The organism is Actinomadura rupiterrae (assembly GCF_024172125.1).
Classification (GTDB): domain Bacteria; phylum Actinomycetota; class Actinomycetes; order Streptosporangiales; family Streptosporangiaceae; genus Spirillospora; species Spirillospora rupiterrae.
Genome location: NZ_JAMZEA010000005.1, coordinates 405,926 through 430,082 on the forward strand (window position 1 = coordinate 405,926; position 24,157 = coordinate 430,082).

Consider the following 24,157-nt stretch of genomic DNA (forward strand, 5'->3'; position numbering starts at 1 on the left):
ACGCCCCGGGCCGCAGGGGCTCCGGGGCATCCTTGAGGGTTCTCGAACGGTCCTGGCTTGATCAGCCGAAGAAGACCTCGGCCTCGGCGTAGCGCTCCAGCGGGACGGTCTTGAGCTCGGCGGTCGCCTCGTCCAGGCCGACCCGGACGATGTCGGTGCCGCGCAGCGAGACCATCTTGCCGAAGTCGCCGTCCCGGACCGCGTCGATGGCCTGGAGGCCGAACCGGGTGGCCAGGACGCGGTCGAACGCGGTCGGGGTGCCGCCGCGCTGGATGTGGCCGAGGACGGTCGCGCGGGCCTCCTTGCCGGTGCGCTTCTCGATCTCCGAGGCGAGCGCCGGGCCGATGCCGCCTAGCCGGACGTGCCCGAAGGCGTCCTTCTCGCCGGTCTGCAGCTCCATCTGGCCGTCCTTGGGGTGCGCGCCCTCGGAGACGACGATGATCGGCGCGTACCGGGTCTTGAACCGGGACTCGACCCAGGAGACGACCTCGTCGATGTCGAACGGCTTCTCCGGGATGAGGATCACGTTGGCGCCCGCGGCCATGCCCGCGTGCAGCGCGATCCAGCCCGCGTGCCGGCCCATGACCTCGCAGATCAGCGCGCGGTGGTGGCTCTCGGCAGTGGTGTGCAGCCGGTCGATCGCCTCCATCGCGATGTTCACCGCGGTGTCGAAGCCGAAGGTGTAGTCGGTGGCGTTCAGGTCGTTGTCGATCGTCTTCGGGACGCCGACGACGTTCACCCCGTGCTGGTACAGCTGGCTCGCGACGCCGAGGGTGTCCTCGCCGCCGATGGCGATCAGCGCGTCCACGCCGAGCCCGGCCAGGTTGTCCTTGATCCGCTCGACGCCGCCCTCGACCTTGACCGGGTTGGTCCGGGAGGAGCCGAGGATCGTCCCGCCGCGCGGCAGGATGCCGCGCACCGCCTCGACGTCGAGGGCCATCGTGTCGCCTTCGAGCGGGCCGCGCCAGCCGGCCCGGAAGCCGACGAACTCGTAGCCGAACTCCTTGACGCCCTTGCGCACCACGGCGCGGATGACGGCGTTCAGGCCGGGGCAGTCGCCGCCCCCGGTCAGCACTCCGACGCGCATTCCCTCACCTTCCGACAGGCTCTCCGCTGGTCCCGACACGCTCAGCCTAGTGCGCGGGACGGCCGCGTCCCGGGATTCGATTGGTCTAGACCATAGCGTGTCAGAACGGCTCAGGACTCGCGATCGAGGCCCTTCTCGATCGCGTACCGGACGAGCTCGACGCGGTTGTGCAGCTGGAGCTTCCCGAGGGTGTTCTGGACGTGGTTCTGCACCGTCCGGTGCGAAAGGACGAGCCGCTCGGCGATCTGCTTGTAGGTGAGGCCCTTGGCGACCAGCCGCAGCACCTCGGTCTCGCGCTCGGTGAGCCGCGGCGTGCTGTCGTCCTCGTCCGGACGGGCCGGGGCCGCGGCCAGCCGCCGGTACTCGCCGAGCACCAGCCCGGCGAGGCCCGGCGTGAACACCGCGTCCCCGTTGCCGGCCGTCCGGACGGCCCCGAGGAACTCCTCGCGCGCGGCGGACTTCAGCAGGTAGCCGGTCGCGCCCGCCTTCACCGCCTCCAGGACGTCCTGCTGCTCGCCGCTCGCCGACAGCACCAGCACCCGGACGGGCGGGTCGGCCGCGACCAGCCCGCGCGTCACCTCGACGCCGCTGATGTCGGGCAGCTGGAGGTCGACCACGGCGACCTGGGGACGGGCGGCGGCCGCGACGCGCAGCGCGGTCCGGCCGTCCCCGGCGGTGGCGACCACCTCGTGGCCCGCCTCGGCCAGGTCGCGGGCCACGGCGTCGCGCCACATCGGATGGTCGTCCACCACCATCACGCGCAGGGATTCGGTGCTCTCCTCGCTCACCCGAGACACCATATGGGACGGACGGCACGAACCCTGCGAAAGCGTGAGGCTCCCGCCCGTCCCCGGCGCGAAACCCCCTTACCTATTCGAACTGGAGCCGGCGGCCGTGCTCGATGGGCGCGAGCAGACCGGACATCCCGGCGGACTCGAACGCGGCGCGGACATCGTCGTGCCCCTCGGTGAAGTGCGTCCACGAGTCGATGTGGACGGCGACGACGTGCCCGGGCCGCAGGATCCGGGTCGCCTCGACCATCTCCTCGGCGGACAGGGTGAGGTTCGCGTCCAGGCCCGGCGCGCGGGCCCGGCCGCCGAACAGCACCGCGACGTCGATGTCCGGGAACCGCTCGGCGATCTCCCGGACGTGGTCGAGGGACGCGTTGTCCCCGCTGACGTAGACGGTCGGCACGTCGCCCGGCCCTTCGATCACGAACCCGGTCACCGTGCCGGTGAAGGGCTCGCAGCCCGGCGGGCCGTGCCGCGCCGGGACGGCGGTCACGACCAGCCCGCCGCCGAGGTCGCGCCGCTGCCAGGCGGGCAGCACCGCCACGCCGATACGCTGCGCGGCTTCGGCCGTGCTCAGCGTCAGCGGGACGGCCGCCACCAGCTCGCGCCCGCCCCGGTCGAAGTTGTCGGCGTGCTGGTCGTGGCTCAGCAGGACGGCGTCGACGCGTCCGATGTCGGCGGCCGACAGCGCGGGCCCGGCGGTCCTGGACAGGGTGAACGGGCCGTAGTCGTAGTCGCCGGGCGGGTCGAAGGTCGGGTCGACGAGGATCCGGAGGCCGCCCGTCTCCAGCAGGGTCGTCGGCCCGCCGACCACGGTCACGGCGAGGTCCAGGGGCGGCTCGCTCGCGGGCGCTCCGCTCGCGGGTGCTGCGTTCACGGGTGCTTCGCCTCCACTCGGACCGGCACGCCGGCCGCGCACTGCACGGCCACCGCGTCGTCGATCAGCAGGTTGAAGATCGTCACGACCGTCCGGCGGTCCGCGTCCAGGCCGCGGGCCAGCCGCTCGGCCCGGTCCAGCACCCGGACCTCCTGCCGCAGGTCGCGCACCGGGATCCGGGCCCGCCGCTTGATCACCCCGACCAGCCGCGCGACCTCCCGGCGCTGCGCGATCAGCCGGACGAACTGCTCGTCGAGCAGCTTCAGCCGCTCCCGCAGCGCCGCCAGCCCGTCCTCCTCGGCGGACGCGGCGCTCCCCGCCGCGTCGTGCGGGGCGAGGGCCAGCATGGGCAGGACGGCGCTCAGCCCGGGGACGTCGTCCGGCGCGATGCCGCTGCCGGGCTCGGCGGGGTCCGCCAGTCCGACCAGCAGGCCGTCCAGCCCGAGCCCGGTCACCGCCCGGACGAGCGCGGGCAGCAGCGCCGCGTCCACCCGCGGGGACCGGAGGTCCAGCACGACCGGACGCCCCGTCGCGAGCCGCGCCTCCCAGGCCCGCGCGAGGTCGGCGGCGCGCACCGCGACCGCGATGTCGGACACCCCAGCCGCCGCCAGCCAGTCCGCCCCCTCCACCACCTCCCCCACCGGGTCCCACTCCCCCGCGGCCCCGCGCCGCGCCGCCGGCCCGTCGTCCGCCGCCGGGTCGCTTTCCGCCACTTCTTGCAGCGGTTCCGCGCCGTGGCCATCGGGGGCGCGGGGTGCCTCGTCGCCCGACGCGGGGCCGGACGACGGGGTTAACAGGACCGGCAGCCCGGTCGCGGCGACGACCTTCGCCAGGTAGGGGCCGGGGGCGGTGAGGCGCAGCATGTCGGCCCAGCGTCCGGCGCGTTCGGCGGCCTGGGCGTCCGGGGCGTCGGCGATGGCGGGCAGGCCGGCCTCGCGGGCCGCGTAGGCGAGCATCGCGGCGCGTTCGCGGCCCTCTCCCACCGCTCCCGCGCTCGCCAGCAGCGCCGCGCTCGCCGCCGCGGCGTCCTGCGCGGCGCAGCGCACCGCGTCCGCCGGAACCTCCAGCGGGAGCGCCCCGGCGACCGCCGGAACCCCCGAACCGAAGACGGCCGCCCCCGCCTTCACCACCCGCACGTCCGGGACCACGCGCTGATCGGACATCGTTCCTCCTCATGTCGGGATGGGGAGGCGGCGTCCGCGACCAGGCCGTGGTCGCGGACGCCGCGCAGGGGACGTGCTCAGACGGGCAGGACCCGCAGGGCCGGCTGCCGGGACGAGTTCAGGTAGAGCTTGTCCGTGCCGTGTTCCTTCTCCAGTTCCAGGACGAACCGGTAGTGGTAGACGCCCGGGCTCGCGGTGCTCATCACCGCGCCGGCCCAGTAGTAGTAGACGGCCGTGTACTGGTCGCGCATCCGGTCCGGACCGCCGTAGACCTTGAGCTCGGTCATGATCCGGCGCTCGGCGACGTCCTCCTCGTCGCCCTTCTCGATGTCCAGGAAGACCAGGTTGTTGATCTTGGGCATCGGCGGCCAGGTGCCGTCCGGGCGCTTGTGCATGTCGATCGGCCGGATGATCCAGTTGATCACCTGGCCCTGCTTGCAGACGGTCTCCAGCCGGTCGCTGCCCTGCCCGACCCCGCCGATGCTGTTGTCCATCATGAACAGGCAGCCGTCGAGCGAGTTGGTCGCGGCGGCGCGCTCCATGTCGACGAGCGTCACCACGTTCAGCTGGACGGAGTTGAGCTGCCCGCGCCCGCCGAGGTCGGAGGCTCCGTAGTACTGGTTCACCGGGTCCTCCCCTCGGGCGCGGCGCCGACCAGGGCCTGCGCGGCGACGCTGACCAGCGGCTTGTCCACCGTGCCGACCAGGAACGACAGCCGGTACTCGACCGGCTCGGCGAGGTCCCGCTTGACGGTGGCGGTCCAGAAGACGATGTCGGTGCCGGGGTAGACCTTGCGCTCGGGCTCGGCGACGTCCCCGGCGATGTCGATCCCGTCGAGCGCCACGAAGGTCTCGCACTCCAGCGGGATCACGTTCCAGAGCAGGGTGTCGCCGCGCCGCACCCGGGTCTTCAGGGCGGGCGTCCCGAACCCGGCGGACCCGGCGGTCCGGTTGGTGTCGTAGAGGTACAGGTTCTGGTCCAGGTCGCCGGACGCCAGCACGGCGACCGGGTCGACCACGGCGGTGATCGTCACGGGCCGGGCGGCACGGGGGCGCTCCGGCTTGGGCCTAGGTGGCATGACACTCCTCCGCTGCGAGGGTTGGGGAAGGGCGATCGGAATCGGATGGACGGCGCGAGGCCGGACGAACGGCGACGCGAGGCCGGACGGCGCGGGGGCCGGGCGGACGGCGCGGGGCCGAGCTGGCGGCGCGAGGCCGGGCGGCCGGCGGCGCGGGGCCGGGTGCGGGTCAGGGGGTGGGCGGGGCGGCGGGGATGGGGAGGGCGCCGAGGCCAGCGCCGGTGAAGGCGTTGCGCTTCGGGTCCTTGATGACGTGGATGCTGGACGCGGCGGTCAGGTCGACCGGCTCCCAGACCAGCTCGTCGTTGCGCTCGACCAGCTCGTGCAGCTGGAAGTGCATCGTGTAGGGGTAGGTGCCCGGGCGGCTGGTGTCCACGGTCGCCGCCCAGTACCAGCCGTCGTAGACCATGTCCGGCGAGCCGTACTGCGCCGGGTAGATGATCTTCTCGTCCACCGCGGTGCCGGTGATGTCGGTGATCACCGGGGCGGGCGGGTTGTAGGCGGCCGCCGCGTCCGCGCCCGCGACGCGGCCGGTGACGTCCAGGACGCGTCCCGAGGCGAGGCTGCGGCTGCTCTTCGGACGGGCGGCGCGCCGTCCGACCAGCCGCTGGATGCCGGCCACGTCGGCGGTCGCTCCGGCGGGGGCCGTCCCGGCGGGCGCCGTCCCGGCGGTGCCGAGCGCGGCGAGGTTCGCCAGGGCCTCCTGGTCGGCGCGGCGCGCCTGCTCGACGTGGTAGTTGCGCGGCACGGTCGGCGGGATCGCGCCGAGCGCCGCGGGCAGCCAGTTGAGCACCTGCTCGGTCGCCTGCGAGCCGTCCAGGTAGTAGGTGCCGGGGACGATCGTGACCAGGTTCGCGCCGCCCTCCCCGGTCGAGCCGAGGAACCTCATGTTGTCGAACCAGTAGGCGTTGCCGTCGAGCGTCCGCTCCCGGAGGGCGTTGGCGACGTCGACGAGCACGATGATGCCGTGTTGCTGGGCCATGGTGCCGCCTTCCGGGTCAGCCGCGCACCAGCGCGGGCGAGTCGATGGACAGGACGCTCTGCGGGCCGTCGTGCAGCCTGAGCGACAGCCGGTACCGGTAGGGCACGCCCGGCGCCATGTACCAGGGGACGACGCCCTCCCAGATGAGCAGGTCGGGGTTCTCGATCCCGTTCGAGGCGGTGGCGAGCGGCGCGGCGGTCTGCCCGACCGCCACGGGCGCGGACAGCCCGTCGGTGGCGGTGACGGGCGGCGCCGTCGCGACGGCCGAGCCCTGCGCCGAGCCCTGCGCGGAGCCCTGGGCGGGGCTCTCGTAGGCGGGGGCGGCCGCGTACCCGGGGGGCTGCGCGTACGCGGCCGCGGCCTCCTGCCCGGACGGGCCGGACCCGCCGGACTGCCCCGCCGCGCCCGGGGCCCCGGGGCCGAGGAACTCGATGCTCTGGATCTCGACCGGCGTCTGGACGTCCACCGCGATGGGCGTCCACTGGACGACCTGTCCCGGCAGGACGGTGGTGACCAGGTCGGGGGTGCCGGGGTGGAGGCTGCCGGCGGCGCTGTCGTCGACGAGCGACAGGTTGCCGTTGTGCAGCGTCCGGTCCGACAGCGCTCCTACGGCGTCCACCAGGACGATGATGCTGACCTTGGGTTTCACGCTCTCTCCCTGCGTTCGGTGGCGGATGGGCGAAGGATCGGGGGCCTTGGGTCGGAGGCCTTGGGTCGGGTGCCTTCAGGTGCGTCGGGTCAGGTGCGGTCGCGGACGAGCGGGACCTTGCCGACCACCGTCCGCTCGATCTCGGCGGACCCGCGCGGGACGAGCAGCAGCCGGAACCCGTACCCGGCCCGCTCGATCGACTCCGGGGTCGCCTCGCGGTCGTTGAACAGCGACAGCGCGCGCGGGAGCGCCGCGGTGAACAGCGGCCGCGCCCCGGCCGGGCCGAGCGCCGCGTCCAGCTCGGCGGTCATCCGCTCGGCGTCGTCCACGGCGGCGAGCAGCACCAGCACCCGGCTCTCGCGGTGGTTGTGGAACTGGATCTCGTGCGCGGCCCGGTCCAGGTCGATGCCCGTCGCGGCGCGCAGCTCGGCGACCAGCGCGGCGTGCGCGAGCACCGCCGAGTACTGGCTGTCGTTGAGGTGCAGGACGTCCCCGGTCCGGCCGGCGAACTCGAACAGGTCGGTGCGCGGGCCCGGGCCGTCCAGCGCGGGGCGGCGGATCATCCGGTCGCCGAGCTTGAGCCGCAGCAGCGGCGTCTCGTGCGCGTGCAGGCGGGTCACGACCAGCTCGCCCTCCGCGCCCTCGGGGACGGCGCGGCCCTGCTCGTCCACGATCTCGACCAGGTGCAGCCCGGGGACGGCCGCCAGCTCGGGACGCGCCGGGTCGAGCTGGAGCCCGACGCACTCGGCCTGGGTGGCGGCGAAGTAGCTCAGGACGGACACGTTCGGGTAGACGGCGCGCAGCTCGTCGCGCTTGCGCTGCGGCAGGAGCCCGCTGCCGTACATCGCGACGCGGAAGCTCTCCCGCGCGGGCAGCGGCATGCCCGCGCCCAGCTCGGGCAGCAGCCCGATGCTGCCCGTGATGCCCATCAGGGCCTTCGGGCCGGGGTAGGAGAACATGTGCGCCAGCACCGGCGGCGTCACCGGGCCCGCGCCGATGTAGTTGACGCCCGGCACGCTGGCGAGGACGCCGCCGACCATCGTGCCGCTGCTCCACATCTGGTAGTCGGCGAGCGTGGTGGACAGCCACCGCGGCCCGGGCCCGCGCAGGTGCGGGGCGAGCTGGTAGGCGCCCATGAACGCGCCCGCGATCCGGTAGGTGTCGCTCAGCTCGCGCAGCGAGTACACGACCTCCAGCGGCAGGCCGTCACTGGTGCCGCCGCTCGCGACGACCTGGAACCCGCCGCGCTCGATCGGCACCACCATGCCCGCGCGGGCGCCCATGAGCATGTCCCGCTGGACGGCCTTGTCCGACAGCGGGATCCGCTCCCACTCCGCGAGCGACTCCGGCGCGGACGTGACGCCGAAGTGGTGCAGCCGCTCCCGCCACAGCGGGTTGAGCAGCGCGGTGTTGACGATCTGGCCGAGGCGGCGCAGCACCAGCGCGTCCTGCACCTCGCGCGGCGCCTCGCAGTACGGGACGCCCGCGAGCCGCCCGCACTCGGCCAGCTTCGCGGCGAACGGCGGCAGCGCGGCCACCTCGTCGGCGGACCGCGGCCGCATCTCGCGGTCCGGGATCAGCCGGGCCGCCAGGTCCTCGGCGCTCCCGCCGGGAACCTGCGCGACCGCGGGGTTCAGTGTCGCCGTCACCGGTCCTGCCCTTCCGCCCGGCACGCCCGGGCCTTGCTCGAAGTGGTGGAAAGCTCGTCGCCGCGTGGTGCGGCTCGTCGTCAGGGGGTTCGTCGTCAGGGGGTGGGCGCGGCGTCCGGGGTCTCGGGAGGCGCGCCGGGGGTCGGGAGGCCCGCCTCGCGGAGGGCGCGGCGGCCGGCGGCGCGCGTCTCGGCGATGAGCAGGGCCAGGTGGGACGCGTCGGTGCGGTGGTTCATCACGACCAGCCGCAGCGCCGCGACGCCGTCGATGTCGACCTTGGAGATGAAGAGCCGGCCGTCCGCGCGGACCCGGTCCCGGATCGCGAGCTGGAGCCGGTGCAGGTGCGCGGGGTCGAGACCGGGCGGGCTGTAGCGGAAGCAGAGGATGTTCGCCTCGGGCTGGTGCAGCACGGCGAAGCCCGGCTCGGCGCGCAGCATCCGGTGGGCGAGCCGCGCGGTCGCGCAGAGGTGGTCGATCTTCCGGGCGAACAGCGCCGGGCCGTACATCGCCCAGAGCGTCCACAGCGGCATGATCATCGGGCGCTTGGTGCACTCCAGCGTGCGGTCGCCGCTGTCCAGCGCGCTGTACACGTCGGGCTCGTCGTCGAAGACGTAACTGGCGCGCTGCCGGAACGCGCCGGCGGCGGTCGCGGCGTCCCGGTAGAACAGCAGCGTGCAGGGGGACGGGACGAACAGCATCTTGTGCGCGTCCCAGGTGAGCGAGTCGGCCTGGTCGAGGCCGCGCAGCCGGTGCCGGTGCCGCGCGGACAGCAGCAGGCTCGCGCCGTGCGCCCCGTCCACGTGCAGCCAGATCCCGCGCGGGCGGGTGACCGCGGCCAGCTCGGCGAGCGGGTCGAACGCGCCCATCGAGGTCGTCCCGGCGGACGCGACCAGGCAGAACACGTTCAGCCCGCGCCGCCGCGCGTCGTCCAGGACGGCCCCGGCCCGGTCCGCGCGGATCCGCCCGCGCCGGTCGGCGGGCAGTCGGACGACCTGGTCCTCGCCGATGCCGAGCACCCCGGCCGCGCGGACCACGCTGTAATGTGCCTCGGCGCCGACCGCGATCGCGGGCCGTCCGGCCTCCTGCGCGGCGCCGCGCGTCCAGATCCCCGGGAAGGCGTGGTTGCGGGCGGCCAGCAGGGCGGTGAGGTTGGCCAGCGAGCCGCCGGACGTGGTGACCATGGCGAACCGGTCCGGGTCGAAGCCGACGTAGCGGTTCAGCTCGTCGGCCATGACGCGCTCGGCGACGCTCGGCAGCTGCGCCGCCTCGTAGAACGAGGACGGCTGGTTCACCACGGAGCTGACCAGGTCCACGACGGCGGCGAGCGGGACGACGCCGGAGAACTGGCGGCCCATGTACCCGGGCGAGTGGACCTGGATGCCGGTCCCGATGTAGAGGTCGAGGATCCGGTGCAGCCGGCCCTCGTCGAAGCCGGCGACGCGGTCCCGCTCGGTCGTCATCAGCTCGCGGGCGGTCTTGGCGAGCGCGTCCGGCTCCACGAGGTCCAGCCCGCGGACGGACGGGTCGGCCAGGTGCCGGCGGAGCCGGAGCGCGACCTGCTCGGCGGTGTGCCCGAACAGGTCGGGGTCGAACGCGCCCGCCACCCCGCGTCCCGGCGAATTCCGCGGCTCCCGGCCAAGGGAAACGGAAGCGGTGCGCGAATTCTCCGACGATGAATGCATTGCGGACGACACCATCCCCCGGGCAGTGGGCGGAAATGCGAATCATGCGCATCGTAGACACGCGGCCGAAGTCGGCCGCAAATCGCTGACCGAATGAGGCCGGGGGCGCACATTAAGGCCCTCGTTAACTTCCTTCGCCCGGGGTCCGGCTCCGTAGGAAAAGTGCGGCGTACCACGACGGGAGTAACGCGGGTGAACTCCTGTGACGGATGTGGCGACGATATGGACCAGTCCACGTCCGCGCTGCCGACGGACCGGACCGGCCGTCTCACCGTCCGTATCCGGTTCGGGGGGTTACCGGCTCTCCGGGACGCGTGTTAAGGCGGACCAAAGGGGGCCCGCCGGACACATCCCGGAAAAATTCGGCAAGGCACTTACTGACCAGCAGAAAAGATCCGGGACAGGAACCGGGCCGCACTTTCCTTTTATCTTGATACCGAACGGTATCCGTCCACCGTGCCGGGCGGGTCCGGCCCGGTCCCACACGGAAAGTGACGATCACCGGACGGAGCCGATCCGGCTTTGCGATACCCCTCCCGCGCGGTTCAAACCGATCAGGGTGCGCCGCCTTCAACCGGGCATAACGGAAGCAACCCTCCATCGGAGCATCCGCGGAGATGCCAATGGCGAGAGGCGCGGCGCGCGGTCGTCCGCCCGGGCGGACCGGCGCGGCAGGGCTCCTCGCCGCCGTGTCCGCCCTCCTCGTCCTGCCGCTCGCGCAGGGCTGCGGATCACCGCGCTACACCTACGTGAAGAACTCGGGCGAGCGGACGTACTTCCGGGTCCCCGCCGGATGGAACCGGATCGGCCAGCACGACCTGGACCAGCTGATCGCGGGCGACGACCCGGACTCGGCCGCGGCCCGGATCCGGCCCCGGGTCAGCTGGTCGATCGCCTACGACGCGACGCGCCCGGCCGACGCGTCCCACCTGCTGGGGCTCGGCGGCGAGGAGCAGCCGTTCGTGTACGCGAAGATCCAGCGGATGACCGACCAGGTCCGCGACCAGATCTCGCTGAACCTGCTGCGCGACGCGTTCCTGCCGGTCACCGCGCAGGCCCGGCAGCAGGCCGCGGACGCGGGCCAGCCGCTCGGCGACTTCGAGCTGCTCCGCGACCAGGTCCTGACGCCGGGCGGCGGGCTGCGCGGCGTCCGCTCGGTCTTCAACTACCGACTCGGCCGGCAGCTGCTCCTCCAGACCTTCGACGTCACCACCTACGCCAGCGACGACGGGCACCTGTACGAGCTGGTCATCCGCTGCTCCGCCCGCTGCTACCGGACCCGCTCGGGCGAGCTCGACGCGGTGGCGCGGTCCTTCACGGTGAGGAAACACTGATGATCTTCCGCCGCCCCCGCCGCCGCCCCGCGGCCGGTCCCCCGGAGCCCGCCGACGCCGTCCCACCGGACGACTCGTCCAGCGCGGACGGCTCGCCCAGCGCGGGCGGTTCGTTCGGCGGGGGCGGTTCATCCGGCGCGGACGGCTCGTCCACCGCGGACGGCTCGTCTAGCGCGGGCAATTCGTTCGGCGCGGGCGGCTCGTCCAGCGCGGGCGGCTCGTCCAGCGCGGGCGGCTCGTCCAGCGCGGGCGGCTCGTCCAGCGCGGGCGGCTCATCCGGCGCGGACGGTTCATCCGGCGCGGACGGTTCATCCAGCGCGGACGGTTCATCCAGCGCGGACGGTTCGTTCGGCGCGGGCGGTTCGGAAGATGCGGAGACCGGCGGTTCGCGGACGGTGGTGGTGCGGGCGACGCGGCCGCGGCAGACGTGGTGGGAGCGGGTGCGGTACCTGCTGCTGTTCACCGCGCTGTGGTTCCTGCTCGTGTGGGCGGCGATGGCGGACGACCCGCTGAAGTCGTTCCGGGACGCGGCGCTGATCGAGGAGCGGGCGGCGTGGTGGGTGTTCGCGCTGGCCGGGGTCGAGCTGCTGCGGCAGGCGCACTTCCTCGCCGGCGAGCGCTCGGCGTCCTACCACCGGTTCTGGACGGTCCGGGTCTTCGGCGGTTTCGAGCGTTTCACGCACCGCCGGTTCCGTCCGTGGACGCGGTTCCGGATCTGGCGGGCGGTGCTGGTCCTCGGCTGGGTCGCGGCGTTCGCGCTGGTCGCGGGGAAGATGCTGCACACCTCGCCGGTGGAGGCGCTGTTCCAGATCCCGGCGATCGTCTGGCGGGCGCTGCCGCTGCTGCTGCAAGTGCTGTTCCTGTTCTTCTTCATCGCGATCCAGTTCGTCGGGATGTTCTGGATCCTGTCGCGCGGCGGCGTCGACACCTACATGCCGGACGACATCAAGACGCGGTTCTCGGACGTCTGGGGCCAGGACCACGTCCTCGACCGCGTCCGGGAGAACATCGTGTTCCTGCGGCGTCCGGGCGAGATCGAGGCGCGCGGCGGGTACGTGCCCGGCGGAATCCTGCTCTGGGGGCCGCCCGGAACCGGGAAGACCCTGATGGCCGAGGCGGTCGCGGGCGAGACCGGCCTGCCGTACGTGTTCGTGGACCCCGGCGCGTTCATCCAGATGTTCATGGGCATCGGCATCCTGAAGGTGAAGTCGCTGTTCCGGAAACTGCGGAAACTCGCGCTCCGGTACGGCGGCGTGGTCGTGTTCTTCGACGAGGCCGACTCGCTCGGGCGGCGCGGCGCGCTCGCGCAGATCGGGCCGGGCGGGCGTCCGGCCGGGTCCCGCTCCCCCGCGTTCCAGGCGGCGGGCTGCAACGGGCTGGCGTACCTTTCGTCCGATACGCGCTGGCAACTGGCGCGGGACGCGCTCGGCACGCTCGAAGAGGTCCCGCGCGTCCGCGACCGGTTCGTCATGGGCGGCGGCATGAACAGCGCCGGAAGCGGCGACCCCGGCACGCTCCAGGCGCTGCTCACCGAGCTTTCGGGCTTGAAGAAACCGCGCGGCATCCTCAACCGCTACCTGCGGCGGCTGCTCGGAATGCGCCCGAAGCCCCCGCCGAAATACCGCATCCTCGTGATGATGGCGACGAACATGCCCGAGGCATTGGACGAGGCGCTGCTCCGCCCCGGCCGCATCGACCGGATCTACAAGGTCGGCTACCCGTCCAAGGCCGGCCGCGTCCGCACCTACGAGGGCTACTTCGCGCGCGTCCGGCACGAGCTGACCGCCGAGGAGGTCGACAAGCTCGCGACGATCACGCCGTACGCGACCGGCGCGACCATCAAGGACCTGGTGAACGAGGCGCTGATCACCGCGCTGCGCGCCGACCGCGACGTCATCACCTGGGCGGACGTGATGAAGGCGAAGCAGCTGAAGTCGCTCGGCCCGCCCGAGGGCGTCGAGTACCACGACCGCGAGCGGCACGCCACCGCCGTCCACGAGGCGTGCCACGCCGTCGTCGCCTACCGCGTCCGGCGCCACCTGGAGATCGACATCGCCACCATCGAGAAGGGCGCCGAATACCTCGGGATGGTCGCGTCCATCCCGGTCGAGGACCAGTTCACCCAATGGCGCAGCGAGTACGAGGCCGACATCCTCGTCTCCCTCGCGTCCCTCGCCGGGGAACGCATGTTCTTCGGCGGCGACAGCTCGTCCGGTGTTTCGGGCGACCTCGAATCCGCGACGCGCGTGGCGTCCCTGATGGAGGGCTATTGGGGCATGGGCTCGACGGTCTCGTCCCATGCCGTCTCGACCCAGCTCGGCGTCGGAACTCCGGGCGGACCGAAAGGGGCCAAGGAGGCCGAGCGGGAAATGCGCCGCCAGCTCGCCGACCGCATCGAGGACCATTTGTCGGACCTCCTCGCCCAGGTGGAACGCGTCCTGACCGAGGACCGGAGTGCCGTCCTGGCGGTAGCCCACGCCCTCGAAAGCCACAAGACCCTTCAGGGCGACGACGTTGTTGCCGTGATAGAAACCCGCGAAGGGCGCCTTATAGACGGCCGAATCTACGCCGACCCCGCCTTCCGTGAAGCCCTGGAGACCTACCACCAGGCCGCCGAGACCGCCCACCTTTCGAGAGCCGCCCTGGCCCGCCCGCTACCGTCCCTCCCCGCCTGATCCGGCTAGGCGATCGCCTCGCGGAAGGCGTCGGCATTACGGGCGCACCAGTCGGCGAACGTCAGGGGTTCGCGGCCGAGCAGGCGCTCCACGGTGTCCGTCCGGAACCCGGCGGTGTCCTGGCGCAGGAGCGCGAACCCCTCGATGATCGCGTCGGCCAGGGCCGGCGGCGCCCCGTTCGGGAAGCGCGAAGCGACGGCCTCCTCCAGGCTGGCCACCGGCCTGACCTCGATGTCCAGGCCCGTGGCTTCGGCAAGGACGCCGACCTGCTCGGGAAGCGAGAGCGGCTCGTCCCCGGTGAGGACGAGCTCGCTGCCGAAATGCTCGTCCGACCGCAGGACCAGAGCGGCAACAGCAGCGATATCGGCCGGATCGATGGGCGCATACCGCCCAGGACTGATCGGGTCCGGGACGTAGCGGCCGTCCCGGATGGTGGGCAGCCAGTCGAACGCGTTGGTCATGAACCCGCCGGGTCGCAGGAACGTCGCGGCGATCCCCGAGCCGCGGATCAGCTCCTCCCGCTCGTGGTGCCAGCGCCCCATCGCGGGCATCGGATCACCGAGCACGTTGAACGAGGACAGGTGCACGATATGCCGCACCCCTGCGGACTTGGCCGCGGCAACGGCATTCTCCGCGTGTTCGAGCCCGATCCCGGGCGTGAGCAGGAACAACCGCTCAACCCCCTCGAAGGCCCGCCCCAACGCCGCAGGACTACCAAGATCCGCGACGACCCGCTCAACATGATCGGGCAGCACACCCGCAGCTCCGCGCACCAGCACCCGAAAGCGCACACCCGCCTCGTCCAGCTCGCGGACGAGCTCGCGCCCGACGTTCCCGGTCGCACCGGTGACCAGTAGCATGGGACCTCCATCGTTTACCGGTTAATGATCCGCGAGAACGCTAACCGGTTAACGACTTGCCGTCAACGGAGGCCTCCGGATGCCCGAGTTCCTCGACCTGCACGGCCGGACCTCCAAGGCGGTCCGCGCCGTCGCCGACGCCGCCGTCCGCCGGCACGGCCTGCACCTCGGCCAGGACCACCTGCTCGCCGTCCTGTGGCGGGAGGACGGCCGCACCCCCGGCGAGGCCGCCGCCGCCCTGAACGTCACCACCGCGAACGTCGTCAAGGCCGCCAACCGCATGGAGGCCGCCGGCCTGCTCACCCGCCGCCGCGACCCCAAGGACAACCGCCTCGTCCGCCTCTGGCTCACCGACATCGGCCGCGCCCTCCAGCAACCGATCGAAAAGGAACGCCGGCACATCGAAGACCAGCTCACCGCCGCCCTGACCCCCGCCGAACGCACCACCCTCCTCACCGCCCTGGAAAAGATCCACACCACCGCCACCGCCCTGCTGAACGCCCAAAACCCCCCATCGTCCTGAGCCCTCGGCTCACGCGCCCGAACAGTGCAAACTTCACTCCGGCCCAGCTGCGGCTTGGGGCGGGCGTGTTAGGTGGGATTGGGCGCATTTGCGGAAGTCGGCGACCAGGCGGCTGCGGTCTTCGGCGCGGGTGGCCAGGACGACGTGGCTGGGTTCTACGCCTTCTAGGGGGATGGTCGTGAGGTCGGGGCGGAGGGCCTTGCCGTGGCTTCCGGCGGAGACGGCTACGGCTTCGCCGGCGGCGACCACTTCGAACTTGTCTTCCAGGTGGTCGATGTAGGGGCCGTCAGGGGCGCGGCGGCCGCCGGGGCGCGGTTCCAGGCGCCAGTACGCGTGCCATTCCGGGTCGGCGTCGCGGATTCGGGGGAACGGCTCGTCGGCGATGTCGTCCAGGGTGACCGATTCCTTTCCGGCCAGGCGGTGGTCCTTCGGGACGACCACGACGCGCGGTTCGTCGTACAGGACGGTCACGTGGAGCCGGTCGGTCGGGAACGGGAGGCGGCAGACGACGGCGTCCACCCGGTGGTCGAGGAGCGCCTGGCGCGCCTCGGAGAAGTACAGGTGGACGGGCTGGACGTCGGCGTCCGGGCGCAGCCGCCGCAGTTCCCGGACGGCCGGGGTGACGATCAGGCCCGTCACGTAGCCGACCACGATCCGGCTCGGGCGCGCGGCGGCGTGGGTGCGCGCGACGGCCTGCGCGCCCGAGCGCAGCAGCGCCTTCGCGAGCGGCAGGAACTCCTCGCCCGCCTCGGTGAGGCGGCTGCCCTGCGGGGTGCGGTCGACCAAGCGCGCGCCGAGGTCCCGTTCCAGGCGGCGGATCTGCCGGCTCAGGGACGGTTGAGTGAGGTGCAGCTCGGTGGCAGCGCGGCCGAAGTGGCGGTGCTCGGCGAGGACGGTGAAGCAGCGCACGAGCCGCAGGTCGAGGTCCACCGGGGGTGTCGGGTCGGCCATGCGTTCAGCGTATGTCGGCGGGTGCACTGAACGGTGGCCGATGGTGGCCTTGAGCTGTGGTGATACGTGTTTCGTAATGCGCGTTGCGGAAGTGGAATTGGACACCGCGTGGCGGCCGGACGCACCGTGGGGATACCGGCCGGTCGGCCGGGCACCCACCGGAGTTTCGGGAGTTTCGGCATGCGTGTTTTCGTTACGGGCGCGTCCGGGTTCATCGGCAGCGCCACCGTCCGCGACCTGCTGGGCGCGGGACACGAGGTCGTCGGGCTGGCCCGTTCGGACGACGCCGCGGTCCGGGTCAAGGCCGCGGGGGCCGAGGTGGTGCGCGGTTCGCTCGACGACCTCGACGGGCTGCGGGCGGCGGCCGAGGCGGCGGACGGCGTCGTCCACCTCGCGTTCATTCACGACTTCTCCCGGTACGAGGAGAACGTGAAGACCGACCGGCGCGCGATCGAGGCGATGGGCGAGGCGCTCGCCGGGTCCGGCCGTCCGCTGGTCGTCGCGGCGGGGCTCGCGGGCGCGCCCGGCGTGGTCTCGACGGAGGACAGCCGTTCCGTCCCGGGCGCCTTCAGTTACGCGCGGTTCCAGAACGACGAGGCGACGATCGCGCTGGCGGAGCGCGATGTGCGGACCTCCGTAGTTCGGCTGCCGCCGACCGTGCACGGCGAGGGCGACAAAGGGTTCATTCCAATGGTGATCGGGATCGCCCGGAAGGCTGGTGTCTCGGGCTATCCGGGCGATGGGGCAAACGTGTGGCCGGCCGTGCACCGGCTGGACGCCGCCCGGCTGTTCCGGCTCGCGCTGGAGAGCGCGCCCGCGGGCACGCGGCTGAGCGCCGTGGGCGACCAGGGCGTCCCGATCCGGGAGATCGCCGAGCTCATCGGGCGGCATCTCGGCGTCCCGGCGGCGTCGGTCCCGCCGGACCACTTCGGGTTCCTCGGCGCGCTGCTCGCGTCCGACATTCCGGCCTACAACGCCAAGACCCGCGCGCTGCTCCGCTGGGAGCCGACCCAGCCCGGGCTCATCGCGGATCTGGAAGCGGGGCACTACTTCTCCCCCGCACAGCCCTGACCAGGTGGACGGCGAGGGCGATCCCGGCGGCGATGCTGACGGCGTCCACCCCGGCGGCGACCGCCGGCAACCCGTACGTCTCGTATCCCATCGGACGGAACAGGATCCACGGGATCCGCCACGCGCCCCACCCCGCCATCGAGCCGGACGCGATGAACGCCGTCGCCACCGGAATCCACAGCGGCATGCGCGGTCCGCGCCGGGCGAGGACCCACGCGCTCCAGGCGCCGGCGGTCGCCCAGAACGCGTCCGCGATGCCGAAGACGCGGCCGTTGGCATCCATGTCGCCCTTGAAGTGCGGGTTCGTGGCGATGTCGCCGCCCGCGATCCAGTAGAGGTTCACGGCGGCGACCGCCAGCGCGGCCGCCATCACCGGCCACGGCGGACGGACGGCACGCAGCGCCGAGACGCGCCCGGTCAGCGCGTCCGGCAGCGTTCCCGCAGGTAGATCGGCAGCGCGATGGCCACGCCCGCGCCCATCCCGACGAATCCGATCATGATGAGCAGCATCTCCCAGCCGGGCGCGCTCGTGTCGTCCGTCCCGCCGTCGCTGGAGAGCAGCGACCCGAGGAGGCCGAACGGGAGCGTCGCGACCAGCAGCCCGCCCGCGAGCCAGGAGAACAGCAGCACCGGCGCGGCGGGCAGCCGCAGCCCCCCAGTCGCAGGCGAGCGCGAACCCGAGCCCGATGCCGACCACCGCCATCCCGACCGTGACCACGTTCAGCGCCACCCACCCGCCGGTGCCCGTCCCCTTGACGGGCGACCGCCCGGTGCCGAGCGCGACGGCCACCCAGACGACCTTGACCAGCAGATACATCGCGAGGGTGCCCGCCGCGCCGAATCCGGCCCAGCGCCGCACCACCAGCCGTGCTTCCATGATCGAGATTCTGCGTGCGGGCCCCGGGCCGCGCCCTCCCCCGCGCGGGCCGCTCCCCTCCCCCGCGCGGGTGATCTTCGACGGTCTCGCCGGGCGCGCGGGTCAGAGCGGGCGGTGCATGATGTGGAGGCCGACGTAGCCCTTCTCCGGGTGGCGGAAGCCCTCGGGAAGCGTGCCGATGACGTCGAACCCGAGCGACCGGTACAGCTCGACCGCGCGGACGTTCGTCTCGACGACCGCGTTGAACTGCATCGCCCGGTATCCGGCGGCGCGGGCCCAGCCGAGCGTGTAGTCGCACAGCGCGCGGCCGACGCCGCGTCCGGCGTGGGCGGGGTCGACCATGTAGCTGGCGCTGGCGATATGGGACGCGTTGCCCATGTGGTTCCGGTTCATCTTGGCCGTGCCGAGCACCGTGCCCGCCTCGTCCACGGCGACGACCGTCCGGTCGGGGGCGGGCAGGAGCCACCAGTCCCGGCCCTGCTCCTCGGTCAGGTCGGTCGGGAAGGTGAAGGTGTCGCCCGCGGCCACGATCGCGTGGAAGAACGGCCAGATCGCCGCCCAGTCGTCCGCGACCGCCTCTCTGATCTTCATGCGGGCCAGCATGGCGCGGCGGACCGGGAACGGTCCACCCTTTTCGGACGCCCCGCCCGCACGCCCCGGGACCAGCGCGTATACCGGTCCCGGGGCGTGCCGGGCCTACTTGAGGGCGAGGGAGAAGACGTGGGTGGACGTCGTGGTCGGGAGGGTCACCGCGACGAGCTTCTTACCCGCCGCCAATGGGACCTCATTGGCGAAGAGGTAAACGGCGGTGTTGTCCTTGCCCGCCTGGTTGTTGCGGTAGGGCAGCTTCACCACTTGCGTAGCGCCGAGGCCGCTCGCCGAGCCCCAGTGGGGGAACCCGAAGTATCGGCGCTCGCTCGTGCCGTCCGCATAGTGGAGGGTCACGCCGCCCAGGTCGGGCCCTGCGCCCGAGCCCAGGATCGCCAGAGCCGAACCGGTTCCTGTAAGCGGGACGGTCTGACGGTTAGGACGGACGTTGTCCGGGATTCCCACGCCGGTCGGCCAGGTGAACGTCGCGCCGAGCGCCTTGACCTGCCCGCCGGGCGTGATTCCGGCGGCGGCCAAGGCTTGGTTCGAGAACGACCGCTTGTACCCGTCGAAGTCACCCGGTTTGGTGTTGGAGTCGTCCGTCACGCCGACGTTGTTGTAGGCGGCGGCAAGCGAGGCATAGGGGACGTGGACCTGGCCTCGTGCGCGCACGGTGTAGGTCGTCCCGTGCGCCACGTAGGTCACGTTGGCGGTCAGGTCGTAAGCCTGCGGCGTCGCGTTCGCCGGAGCCTGGACGTGGAAGCTCCCGGCGCCGCGCGGTGTGACCGTCCAGCCGGTCGGTGCGTCCAGCGTGACCTTGGCCGAAGGCGCGTGGCCCTTGACCGCCACCGGGACGTCCACTGCGCCGCCCGGTGCTACGACCGGCTCGGTGCCGATGGACGCCTCGACCGCCGCGTCCTCGGGGTGAAGCCCGCCGACCGCGCTCGCGTCCCGCAAGGTGACCGTGGACGGCCCAGGCGCGCTGACGGAAACCACGCCATCCGCATAGGACCAGGGCGCCGCCTTGCCGTTCACGAGGACGGCCTTGGGACGGCTGCCGGTGTGCACGGTCAGCTCGTACGCGCGCGCGTTCGGCATGCCCGAGTAGGAGCCCTTGGGCGCATCGATACGGACGCGCACGTCGCCTCGTCCGGCCTTGGGCGCGTCCACGGTGTAGGTCTGCGTCGCGTAGGAACCCTTCTCGAACTGACGTGTCGCGCCGTCGTCCTCATAGGCGGTGAAGGACGAGTGGCCCTGCGGGTAGACGTCCAGGCTGAGGCGCGACTTGTCCCGCGTCTGCCAGGACGTGGTGCCCTTCGGCCACATCGGGACGACGGCTCCTGCGCGCACGAAGAGCGGCAGCGTGTCCAGGGGCGCCTTGTAGTGGTCGAGCGTGACCGGGCCCTGGTAGGTGCGGCCCGTCCAGTAGTCGGTCCAGGTTCCCTTGGGCAGGTAGATGCCGTCCCGGCTGGACGCGTCGGCGGTCACGGGCGCGACGAGGAAATCGGTCCCGGAGAGGAACTCCTGACCTGCCTTCCATGCCTGCGGGTCCTTCGGGTACTCCAGGGCCAGCGGACGCGTCGCTCCTACACCGGTGCGATGCGCCTCCGCCGCGAACGTGTACGCGTAGGGCAGCAGCCGTTCGCGTAGCAGCAGGTACTTCCGGTTGATCGACGTATAGGGCTCGCCATAGCGCCACGGCTGCTTGTCGCTGGGCGCCCAGCCGTCCATCGTCATCGCGGCAGGCAGGAACGTCTTCCACTGCAGGTCCCGCGTGTAGGTGTTGGGACCGCCTCGGAAAATGCCGTCCACATCGCCGGTCGTGTAGGCGAGGCCCGACAACGTCGCGCCCTGGTAGGTCGGCACCTGCCAGCGGGAGTACTCATGGCGCCGCTCTGGTCGCCGCTCCACTGGACCCCGCAGCGCTGCGCGCCCGCCCACGACTCCGGCGCCCAGGTGAAACCGCGCGCGTCCGAGTTCGCCTGGATGCCGTCGTAGGCGTCCTGGCAACCGCTCAGCGCGAAGCGGTAGCCGTCGCCGACCCACGCCACGTCCAGCTTCGCGACGCGCTGGCCGGCCTTCACTTGGTCAGCCAACTTACTGAGGCCGTTCTCGGTCCACAGACCGAGCTGCATGTTGCGGCCCTGGAGGCCCTGGGCGGTCTCCTTCAGGTTCTCGTAGTCGCAGCCGTAACCGTCGTTGACGAGCATCCAGCCGTTGGGCATGCCCGCCTGCTTGTAGCCGTCGGCCACTTTCAGCGCGTCGAGCGTGTGCCGCTCGCCGCGGTTGGCGGTGTGCAGGTAGCAGTCCGAATCGCCGAGTTCGAGCCCGTACATCGGCGGCATGAACGGCCGTCCGGTCAGCTCGGTGTACCGGTCGAGCGGCGTCTTCAGGTCGTCCTTCTTAGGCGCGACGAAGTAGAACGCGTCGAACCGGTTCTCCTCGTGCGTCGCCGCCACCGGATTCGTGAACGCATAGGAACCGGGCGCGAACGTGTCGCGCAGGACGCCATAACCGCTGGTGGACGCGTAGTACGGCACCGAGTTCGGATGCCCGCCCTCGTCCCAGTTGTAGTCGACGCCGACCTGCACGGTCTTGCCGCGATGGCTGAACGACCCGTTCTGCTCGCCGCCGCCGACGAACTGCTCGTCCGGGCCCTCGGCCAGCGTCTGCGTCGTGCTCTTGCCGTCCCAGCTCAGCGGCTTGGTCTCGGCCCAGACCAGGCTGCCGTCCGCGCGCCGGACGCTGAACAGCGCCGGATCCTTCCGGACCTCGACGCTGATCTTCCCGGTCCCGATCCGGTAGGACGACCCGTCCTGCCGGAGCCAGGTGCGCGGTTGCGGGTAGTCCTTCTTGACCACGATGTTCGCCGCCGGATCGCCCGGCTTGGACGGCGGGCTTTTCGCCGGGTCGGTGAAGTCCCCGTCAGGCGCGACCCACAGCCGGAACACGTCGTCCCGGAGGAACACGACGCGCACCCGCGCCTTCCCGGCGTCCAGGGTGAAGGTCGCGCCGTCCTGATGGACGCCGGTGACGGCCCCGAGCCCGCCCGCGGCGTCCGCCGCCGCAGCGTTCCCGGACACCGCCGCCAGCCCCGCGGCCGCGACCCCGACCAGCCCCGCCCATTGCGCGATTCTGCGCATAGGCTCATCCCTTCAATCAAGTTCGAGCACTCGATCGGGATATATGGCCACACGGCACCCGGCTTACGCGCGCCGCAGCCCGCGCAACATTCACACCTCTGTTCACACCGGCAGGCAGGCCGGAACCCGGGCGCCGTCAGAGGGGGCGGGTCACGGTGAGTTCCAGTTCGGTGCCTTCGCCCGGAGTGGAGTGGATGGTGACGGTGCCGCCGAGGTCGTGGATGCGGCCCTTGATGGACTGCGCGACGCCCAGGCGGCCGTCCGCCTCGGCGCGTTCGAGGCGGCCGGGCGGGATGCCGGGGCCGTCGTCGCGGACGCTGACGATCACCTCGCCGGTGCCGTCGTCCTCCAGGAGGACCCAGGCGCGCGCGTCGTCGCCGGCGTGGGCGCGGACGTTCGACAGGGCCGCCTCGACCGCCGCCGCCAGCTCGTCCGCGACGTGCTCGGGCAGCAGGACGGGGGTCGCCGGGGTCGCGACGCTCACGCGCGACGAGGCGAGCGCGGTCAGGCGCGTCCGGACGTCGGAGGCGCCCGAGGCCGAGGCGGTGACAGCGGGCAGGTCCGCGGTCACGCGCGGACGCGGGACGGGCGCGTTGGTGATGAGGGAGCGCAGGGCGGCCTCCTGCTCCCCGGCGAGGCGGCCGAGTTCGGCGGCCTCGCCGCCCGCCTCGGCGCCGCGCCGCTGCACCATCGCCAGCACCTGCAGGACCGAGTCGTGGATGTCGCGGGCCAGCCGCTCGCGCTCGCGGGTGGACGCCTCCATCTCGACCGCGCGGGCGAGGCGCGCCTCGGCGTCCACCGCCATCCGGACGACGTGCCCGACCACCAGCCCGGTGAGGAACAGCAGGACGATGTTGCTGAAGGTCGCCGGGCCGGGCGGCGAGTCGTTCAGGGCGTGCACGATGAGGTCCGCCGAGCCGATCACGGCGGCGGCGACCACGCCGAGGCCGCGCCCGCCCGACACGGCCCAGGCGAGCAGCGCGGCGACGACCCAGGCGACCGGGATCGTCGGACGGCCCTGGGCGATGCCGAACGGCGTCTCGACCCACGCGGTGGCCAGGACGGCGGCGAACGCGACCCCCAGGTCGGTGGCGAGCAGCGTCCAGCGCTGCCTGCGCCCGCCGCCGTAGGCGAGGGTGGCGTAGAAGGTCCAGACGACCATGCCGGCGAGCACGATCCAGGACGCGTACGGGCGCTCGTACTTGTCCTGGTTCCACGCGATCACCACCGCGGCGTAGAGCAGCGCCAGGAACCGGTAGACCGCGACCGAGCGCCAGATCGCCGACCCGACCCCCAACGGGCTACTCGTCGTCCGAGGACGGCCGCGGGGTCTTCCCGGCGAGCTCGGCCTTCACGTCGGCGGCGTACCGGTCGACGTACTCCTGGCCGGACAGGTCGGCGATCGCCGCCATGATCTGGTCGGTGACCTTGCGGAGCACCTCCCGGTCGTCCTCCTGGCCGTAGTACTCGGAGAAGTCGAGCGGCCTGCCGAACCGGACGCCGGGACGCGGCCGCAGGTTCGGCAGCGCCTGCCCGGGCGGCATCATCTCGAAGGTGTTGATCATGGCCATCGGGATCACCGGCACCCGGGACGCCAGCGCAAGCCGCGCCACGCCCGTCTTGCCGCGGTACAGCCGGTTGTCGGGGGCGCGGGTGCCCTCGGGGTAGATGCCGAGCAGCTTGCCCTCGCCGAGGATCCGCAGGCCGGTCTGGAGCGCGGCCTCGGCGGCGCTGCCGCCGGTCCGGTCGACCGGCACGACGCCGACGCCCGTGAAGAAGCCCTTGCTGATCAGGCCCTTGATGCCGCGGCCGGTGAAGTACTCCCGCTTGCCGATGAACAGGATCGGCCGCATCAGCGGCAGCGGGCCGAAGAAGTGGTCGGCGAACGACAGGTGGTTGCTCACCAGGAGCGCCGGGCCCCGCTTCGGGACGTTGCGCATGCCGGAGTTCTTCGGCAGCCAGACCAGGTACAGGATCGGTGACAGCACGATCCTCAACAAGATCCAGAACCACAGCATGGCGGCACCTTCCTAGGGGAGATGATGGGACATCTTCCCATCTGAGCGAGGTACTGCCCACACCGCGGGCCCGCTCCGGCCGCCGCTTCGGGCGCGCGGCGGTCCCCGGGGACCGTAGGCTCTGCTGTGGAAGTACAGCAGTACCACAATCGGGTGTGC

Annotated in this window: 24 protein-coding genes; 4 read left to right on the forward strand and 20 right to left on the reverse strand. The window is 72.3% G+C overall.

What is annotated here, in order from left to right; all coding sequences use genetic code 11:
• Positions 1–61: 61 nt before the first annotated feature.
• The 10 genes from FHU30_RS18660 to FHU30_RS18705 all read right to left on the reverse strand — a co-directional run bounded on the left by FHU30_RS18660 (position 62) and on the right by FHU30_RS18705 (position 9,880).
• Positions 62–1,087: a 6-phosphofructokinase gene (locus FHU30_RS18660; protein WP_253877354.1), complete on the reverse strand. Its 1,026-nt coding sequence runs from the start codon at positions 1,085–1,087 to the stop codon at positions 62–64.
• Between the two features lie 110 nt (positions 1,088–1,197).
• A complete protein-coding gene (locus FHU30_RS18665; RefSeq protein WP_253878045.1) occupies positions 1,198–1,842 on the reverse strand; it encodes a response regulator in 645 nt (214 codons plus the stop codon).
• 115 nt (positions 1,843–1,957) lie between these two features.
• The gene (locus tag FHU30_RS18670) at positions 1,958–2,755 is read right to left on the reverse strand and encodes an MBL fold metallo-hydrolase (RefSeq protein WP_253877355.1); all 798 of its coding nucleotides are present in this window, start codon (positions 2,753–2,755) and stop codon (positions 1,958–1,960) included.
• Positions 2,752–3,918, reverse strand: a complete 1,167-nt coding sequence (locus tag FHU30_RS18675) for a chorismate mutase (protein ID WP_253877357.1) — start codon at positions 3,916–3,918, stop codon at positions 2,752–2,754. Before FHU30_RS18675 ends, FHU30_RS18670 begins: the two co-directional genes overlap by 4 nt.
• Positions 3,919–3,995: 77 nt before the next feature.
• Positions 3,996–4,544, reverse strand: coding sequence for a DUF8788 domain-containing protein (locus tag FHU30_RS18680; protein ID WP_253877359.1), 549 nt, complete (start codon positions 4,542–4,544; stop codon positions 3,996–3,998).
• Positions 4,541–4,996, reverse strand: coding sequence for a DUF8788 domain-containing protein (locus tag FHU30_RS18685; protein ID WP_253877361.1), 456 nt, complete (start codon positions 4,994–4,996; stop codon positions 4,541–4,543). The genes FHU30_RS18680 and FHU30_RS18685 overlap by 4 nt, the downstream gene beginning before the upstream one ends.
• A 169-nt stretch (positions 4,997–5,165) precedes the next feature.
• Positions 5,166–5,978 (reverse strand): DUF8788 domain-containing protein, encoded by an 813-nt coding sequence (locus FHU30_RS18690; protein WP_253877363.1) that lies wholly within the window; start codon positions 5,976–5,978, stop codon positions 5,166–5,168.
• Between the two features lie 16 nt (positions 5,979–5,994).
• Positions 5,995–6,627: a DUF8788 domain-containing protein gene (locus tag FHU30_RS18695; RefSeq protein ID WP_253877365.1), complete on the reverse strand. Its 633-nt coding sequence runs from the start codon at positions 6,625–6,627 to the stop codon at positions 5,995–5,997.
• 89 nt (positions 6,628–6,716) lie between these two features.
• Positions 6,717–8,276 (reverse strand): phenylacetate--CoA ligase family protein, encoded by a 1,560-nt coding sequence (locus tag FHU30_RS18700; protein ID WP_253877366.1) that lies wholly within the window; start codon positions 8,274–8,276, stop codon positions 6,717–6,719.
• Positions 8,277–8,371: 95 nt separating this feature from the next.
• Positions 8,372–9,880 carry a pyridoxal phosphate-dependent decarboxylase family protein gene (locus FHU30_RS18705; RefSeq protein WP_253877368.1) on the reverse strand — a complete coding sequence of 503 codons (1,509 nt, stop codon included), beginning with the start codon at positions 9,878–9,880 and terminating at the stop codon, positions 8,372–8,374.
• Between the two features lie 695 nt (positions 9,881–10,575).
• Between FHU30_RS18705 and FHU30_RS18710 the strand changes: the two genes are divergently transcribed.
• Positions 10,576–11,292 (forward strand): hypothetical protein, encoded by a 717-nt coding sequence (locus FHU30_RS18710; RefSeq protein ID WP_253877370.1) that lies wholly within the window; start codon positions 10,576–10,578, stop codon positions 11,290–11,292.
• On the opposite strand, the gene FHU30_RS18715 is transcribed toward FHU30_RS18710, so the two are convergent.
• Entirely contained in the window at positions 11,273–11,755 is a 483-nt protein-coding gene (locus FHU30_RS18715) for a hypothetical protein (RefSeq protein ID WP_253877372.1), read from the reverse strand. The genes FHU30_RS18710 and FHU30_RS18715 overlap by 20 nt on opposite strands.
• Here FHU30_RS18715 and FHU30_RS18720 point away from each other — a divergent pair.
• Complete coding sequence (locus FHU30_RS18720) at positions 11,733–13,967, forward strand: AAA family ATPase (protein ID WP_253877374.1); 2,235 nt, start codon at positions 11,733–11,735, stop codon at positions 13,965–13,967. The genes FHU30_RS18715 and FHU30_RS18720 overlap by 23 nt on opposite strands.
• 5 nt (positions 13,968–13,972) lie before the next feature.
• On the opposite strand, the gene FHU30_RS18725 is transcribed toward FHU30_RS18720, so the two are convergent.
• Positions 13,973–14,827 carry an NAD(P)H-binding protein gene (locus tag FHU30_RS18725; protein ID WP_253877376.1) on the reverse strand — a complete coding sequence of 285 codons (855 nt, stop codon included), beginning with the start codon at positions 14,825–14,827 and terminating at the stop codon, positions 13,973–13,975.
• A gap of 79 nt (positions 14,828–14,906) precedes the next feature.
• Here FHU30_RS18725 and FHU30_RS18730 point away from each other — a divergent pair, with 79 nt between their 5' ends.
• Positions 14,907–15,350 carry a MarR family winged helix-turn-helix transcriptional regulator gene (locus FHU30_RS18730; RefSeq protein WP_253877378.1) on the forward strand — a complete coding sequence of 148 codons (444 nt, stop codon included), beginning with the start codon at positions 14,907–14,909 and terminating at the stop codon, positions 15,348–15,350.
• Positions 15,351–15,383: 33 nt separating this feature from the next.
• Here the strand turns inward: FHU30_RS18730 and FHU30_RS18735 are convergent, their stop codons facing one another.
• Entirely contained in the window at positions 15,384–16,301 is a 918-nt protein-coding gene (locus FHU30_RS18735) for a LysR family transcriptional regulator (RefSeq protein WP_253877380.1), read from the reverse strand.
• Positions 16,302–16,481: 180 nt separating this feature from the next.
• Between FHU30_RS18735 and FHU30_RS18740 the strand changes: the two genes are divergently transcribed.
• Entirely contained in the window at positions 16,482–17,372 is an 891-nt protein-coding gene (locus tag FHU30_RS18740; RefSeq protein ID WP_253877382.1) for an SDR family oxidoreductase, read from the forward strand.
• Here the strand turns inward: FHU30_RS18740 and FHU30_RS18745 are convergent.
• The 7 genes from FHU30_RS18745 to FHU30_RS18775 all read right to left on the reverse strand — a co-directional run bounded on the left by FHU30_RS18745 (position 17,323) and on the right by FHU30_RS18775 (position 23,998).
• Positions 17,323–17,742: a hypothetical protein gene (locus FHU30_RS18745; RefSeq protein ID WP_253877384.1), complete on the reverse strand. Its 420-nt coding sequence runs from the start codon at positions 17,740–17,742 to the stop codon at positions 17,323–17,325. The genes FHU30_RS18740 and FHU30_RS18745 overlap by 50 nt on opposite strands.
• 47 nt (positions 17,743–17,789) lie before the next feature.
• Positions 17,790–18,002 carry a hypothetical protein gene (locus FHU30_RS18750; RefSeq protein ID WP_253877386.1) on the reverse strand — a complete coding sequence of 71 codons (213 nt, stop codon included), beginning with the start codon at positions 18,000–18,002 and terminating at the stop codon, positions 17,790–17,792.
• Positions 18,003–18,351: 349 nt separating this feature from the next.
• Complete coding sequence (locus FHU30_RS18755) at positions 18,352–18,840, reverse strand: GNAT family N-acetyltransferase (protein WP_253877388.1); 489 nt, start codon at positions 18,838–18,840, stop codon at positions 18,352–18,354.
• Between the two features lie 105 nt (positions 18,841–18,945).
• Positions 18,946–20,679, reverse strand: a complete 1,734-nt coding sequence (locus FHU30_RS18760) for a glycoside hydrolase family 31 family protein (RefSeq protein ID WP_253878047.1) — start codon at positions 20,677–20,679, stop codon at positions 18,946–18,948.
• A complete protein-coding gene (locus FHU30_RS18765) occupies positions 20,571–21,980 on the reverse strand; it encodes a glycoside hydrolase family 31 protein (RefSeq protein ID WP_253877389.1) in 1,410 nt (469 codons plus the stop codon). The genes FHU30_RS18760 and FHU30_RS18765 overlap by 109 nt, the downstream gene beginning before the upstream one ends.
• A gap of 136 nt (positions 21,981–22,116) precedes the next feature.
• Complete coding sequence (macS, locus tag FHU30_RS18770) at positions 22,117–23,277, reverse strand: MacS family sensor histidine kinase (protein WP_253877391.1); 1,161 nt, start codon at positions 23,275–23,277, stop codon at positions 22,117–22,119.
• 4 nt (positions 23,278–23,281) lie between these two features.
• On the reverse strand, positions 23,282–23,998 hold the full coding sequence (locus FHU30_RS18775; protein ID WP_253877392.1) for a lysophospholipid acyltransferase family protein: 717 nt from the start codon (positions 23,996–23,998) through the stop codon (positions 23,282–23,284).
• Between the last annotated feature and the right edge of the window lie 159 nt (positions 23,999–24,157).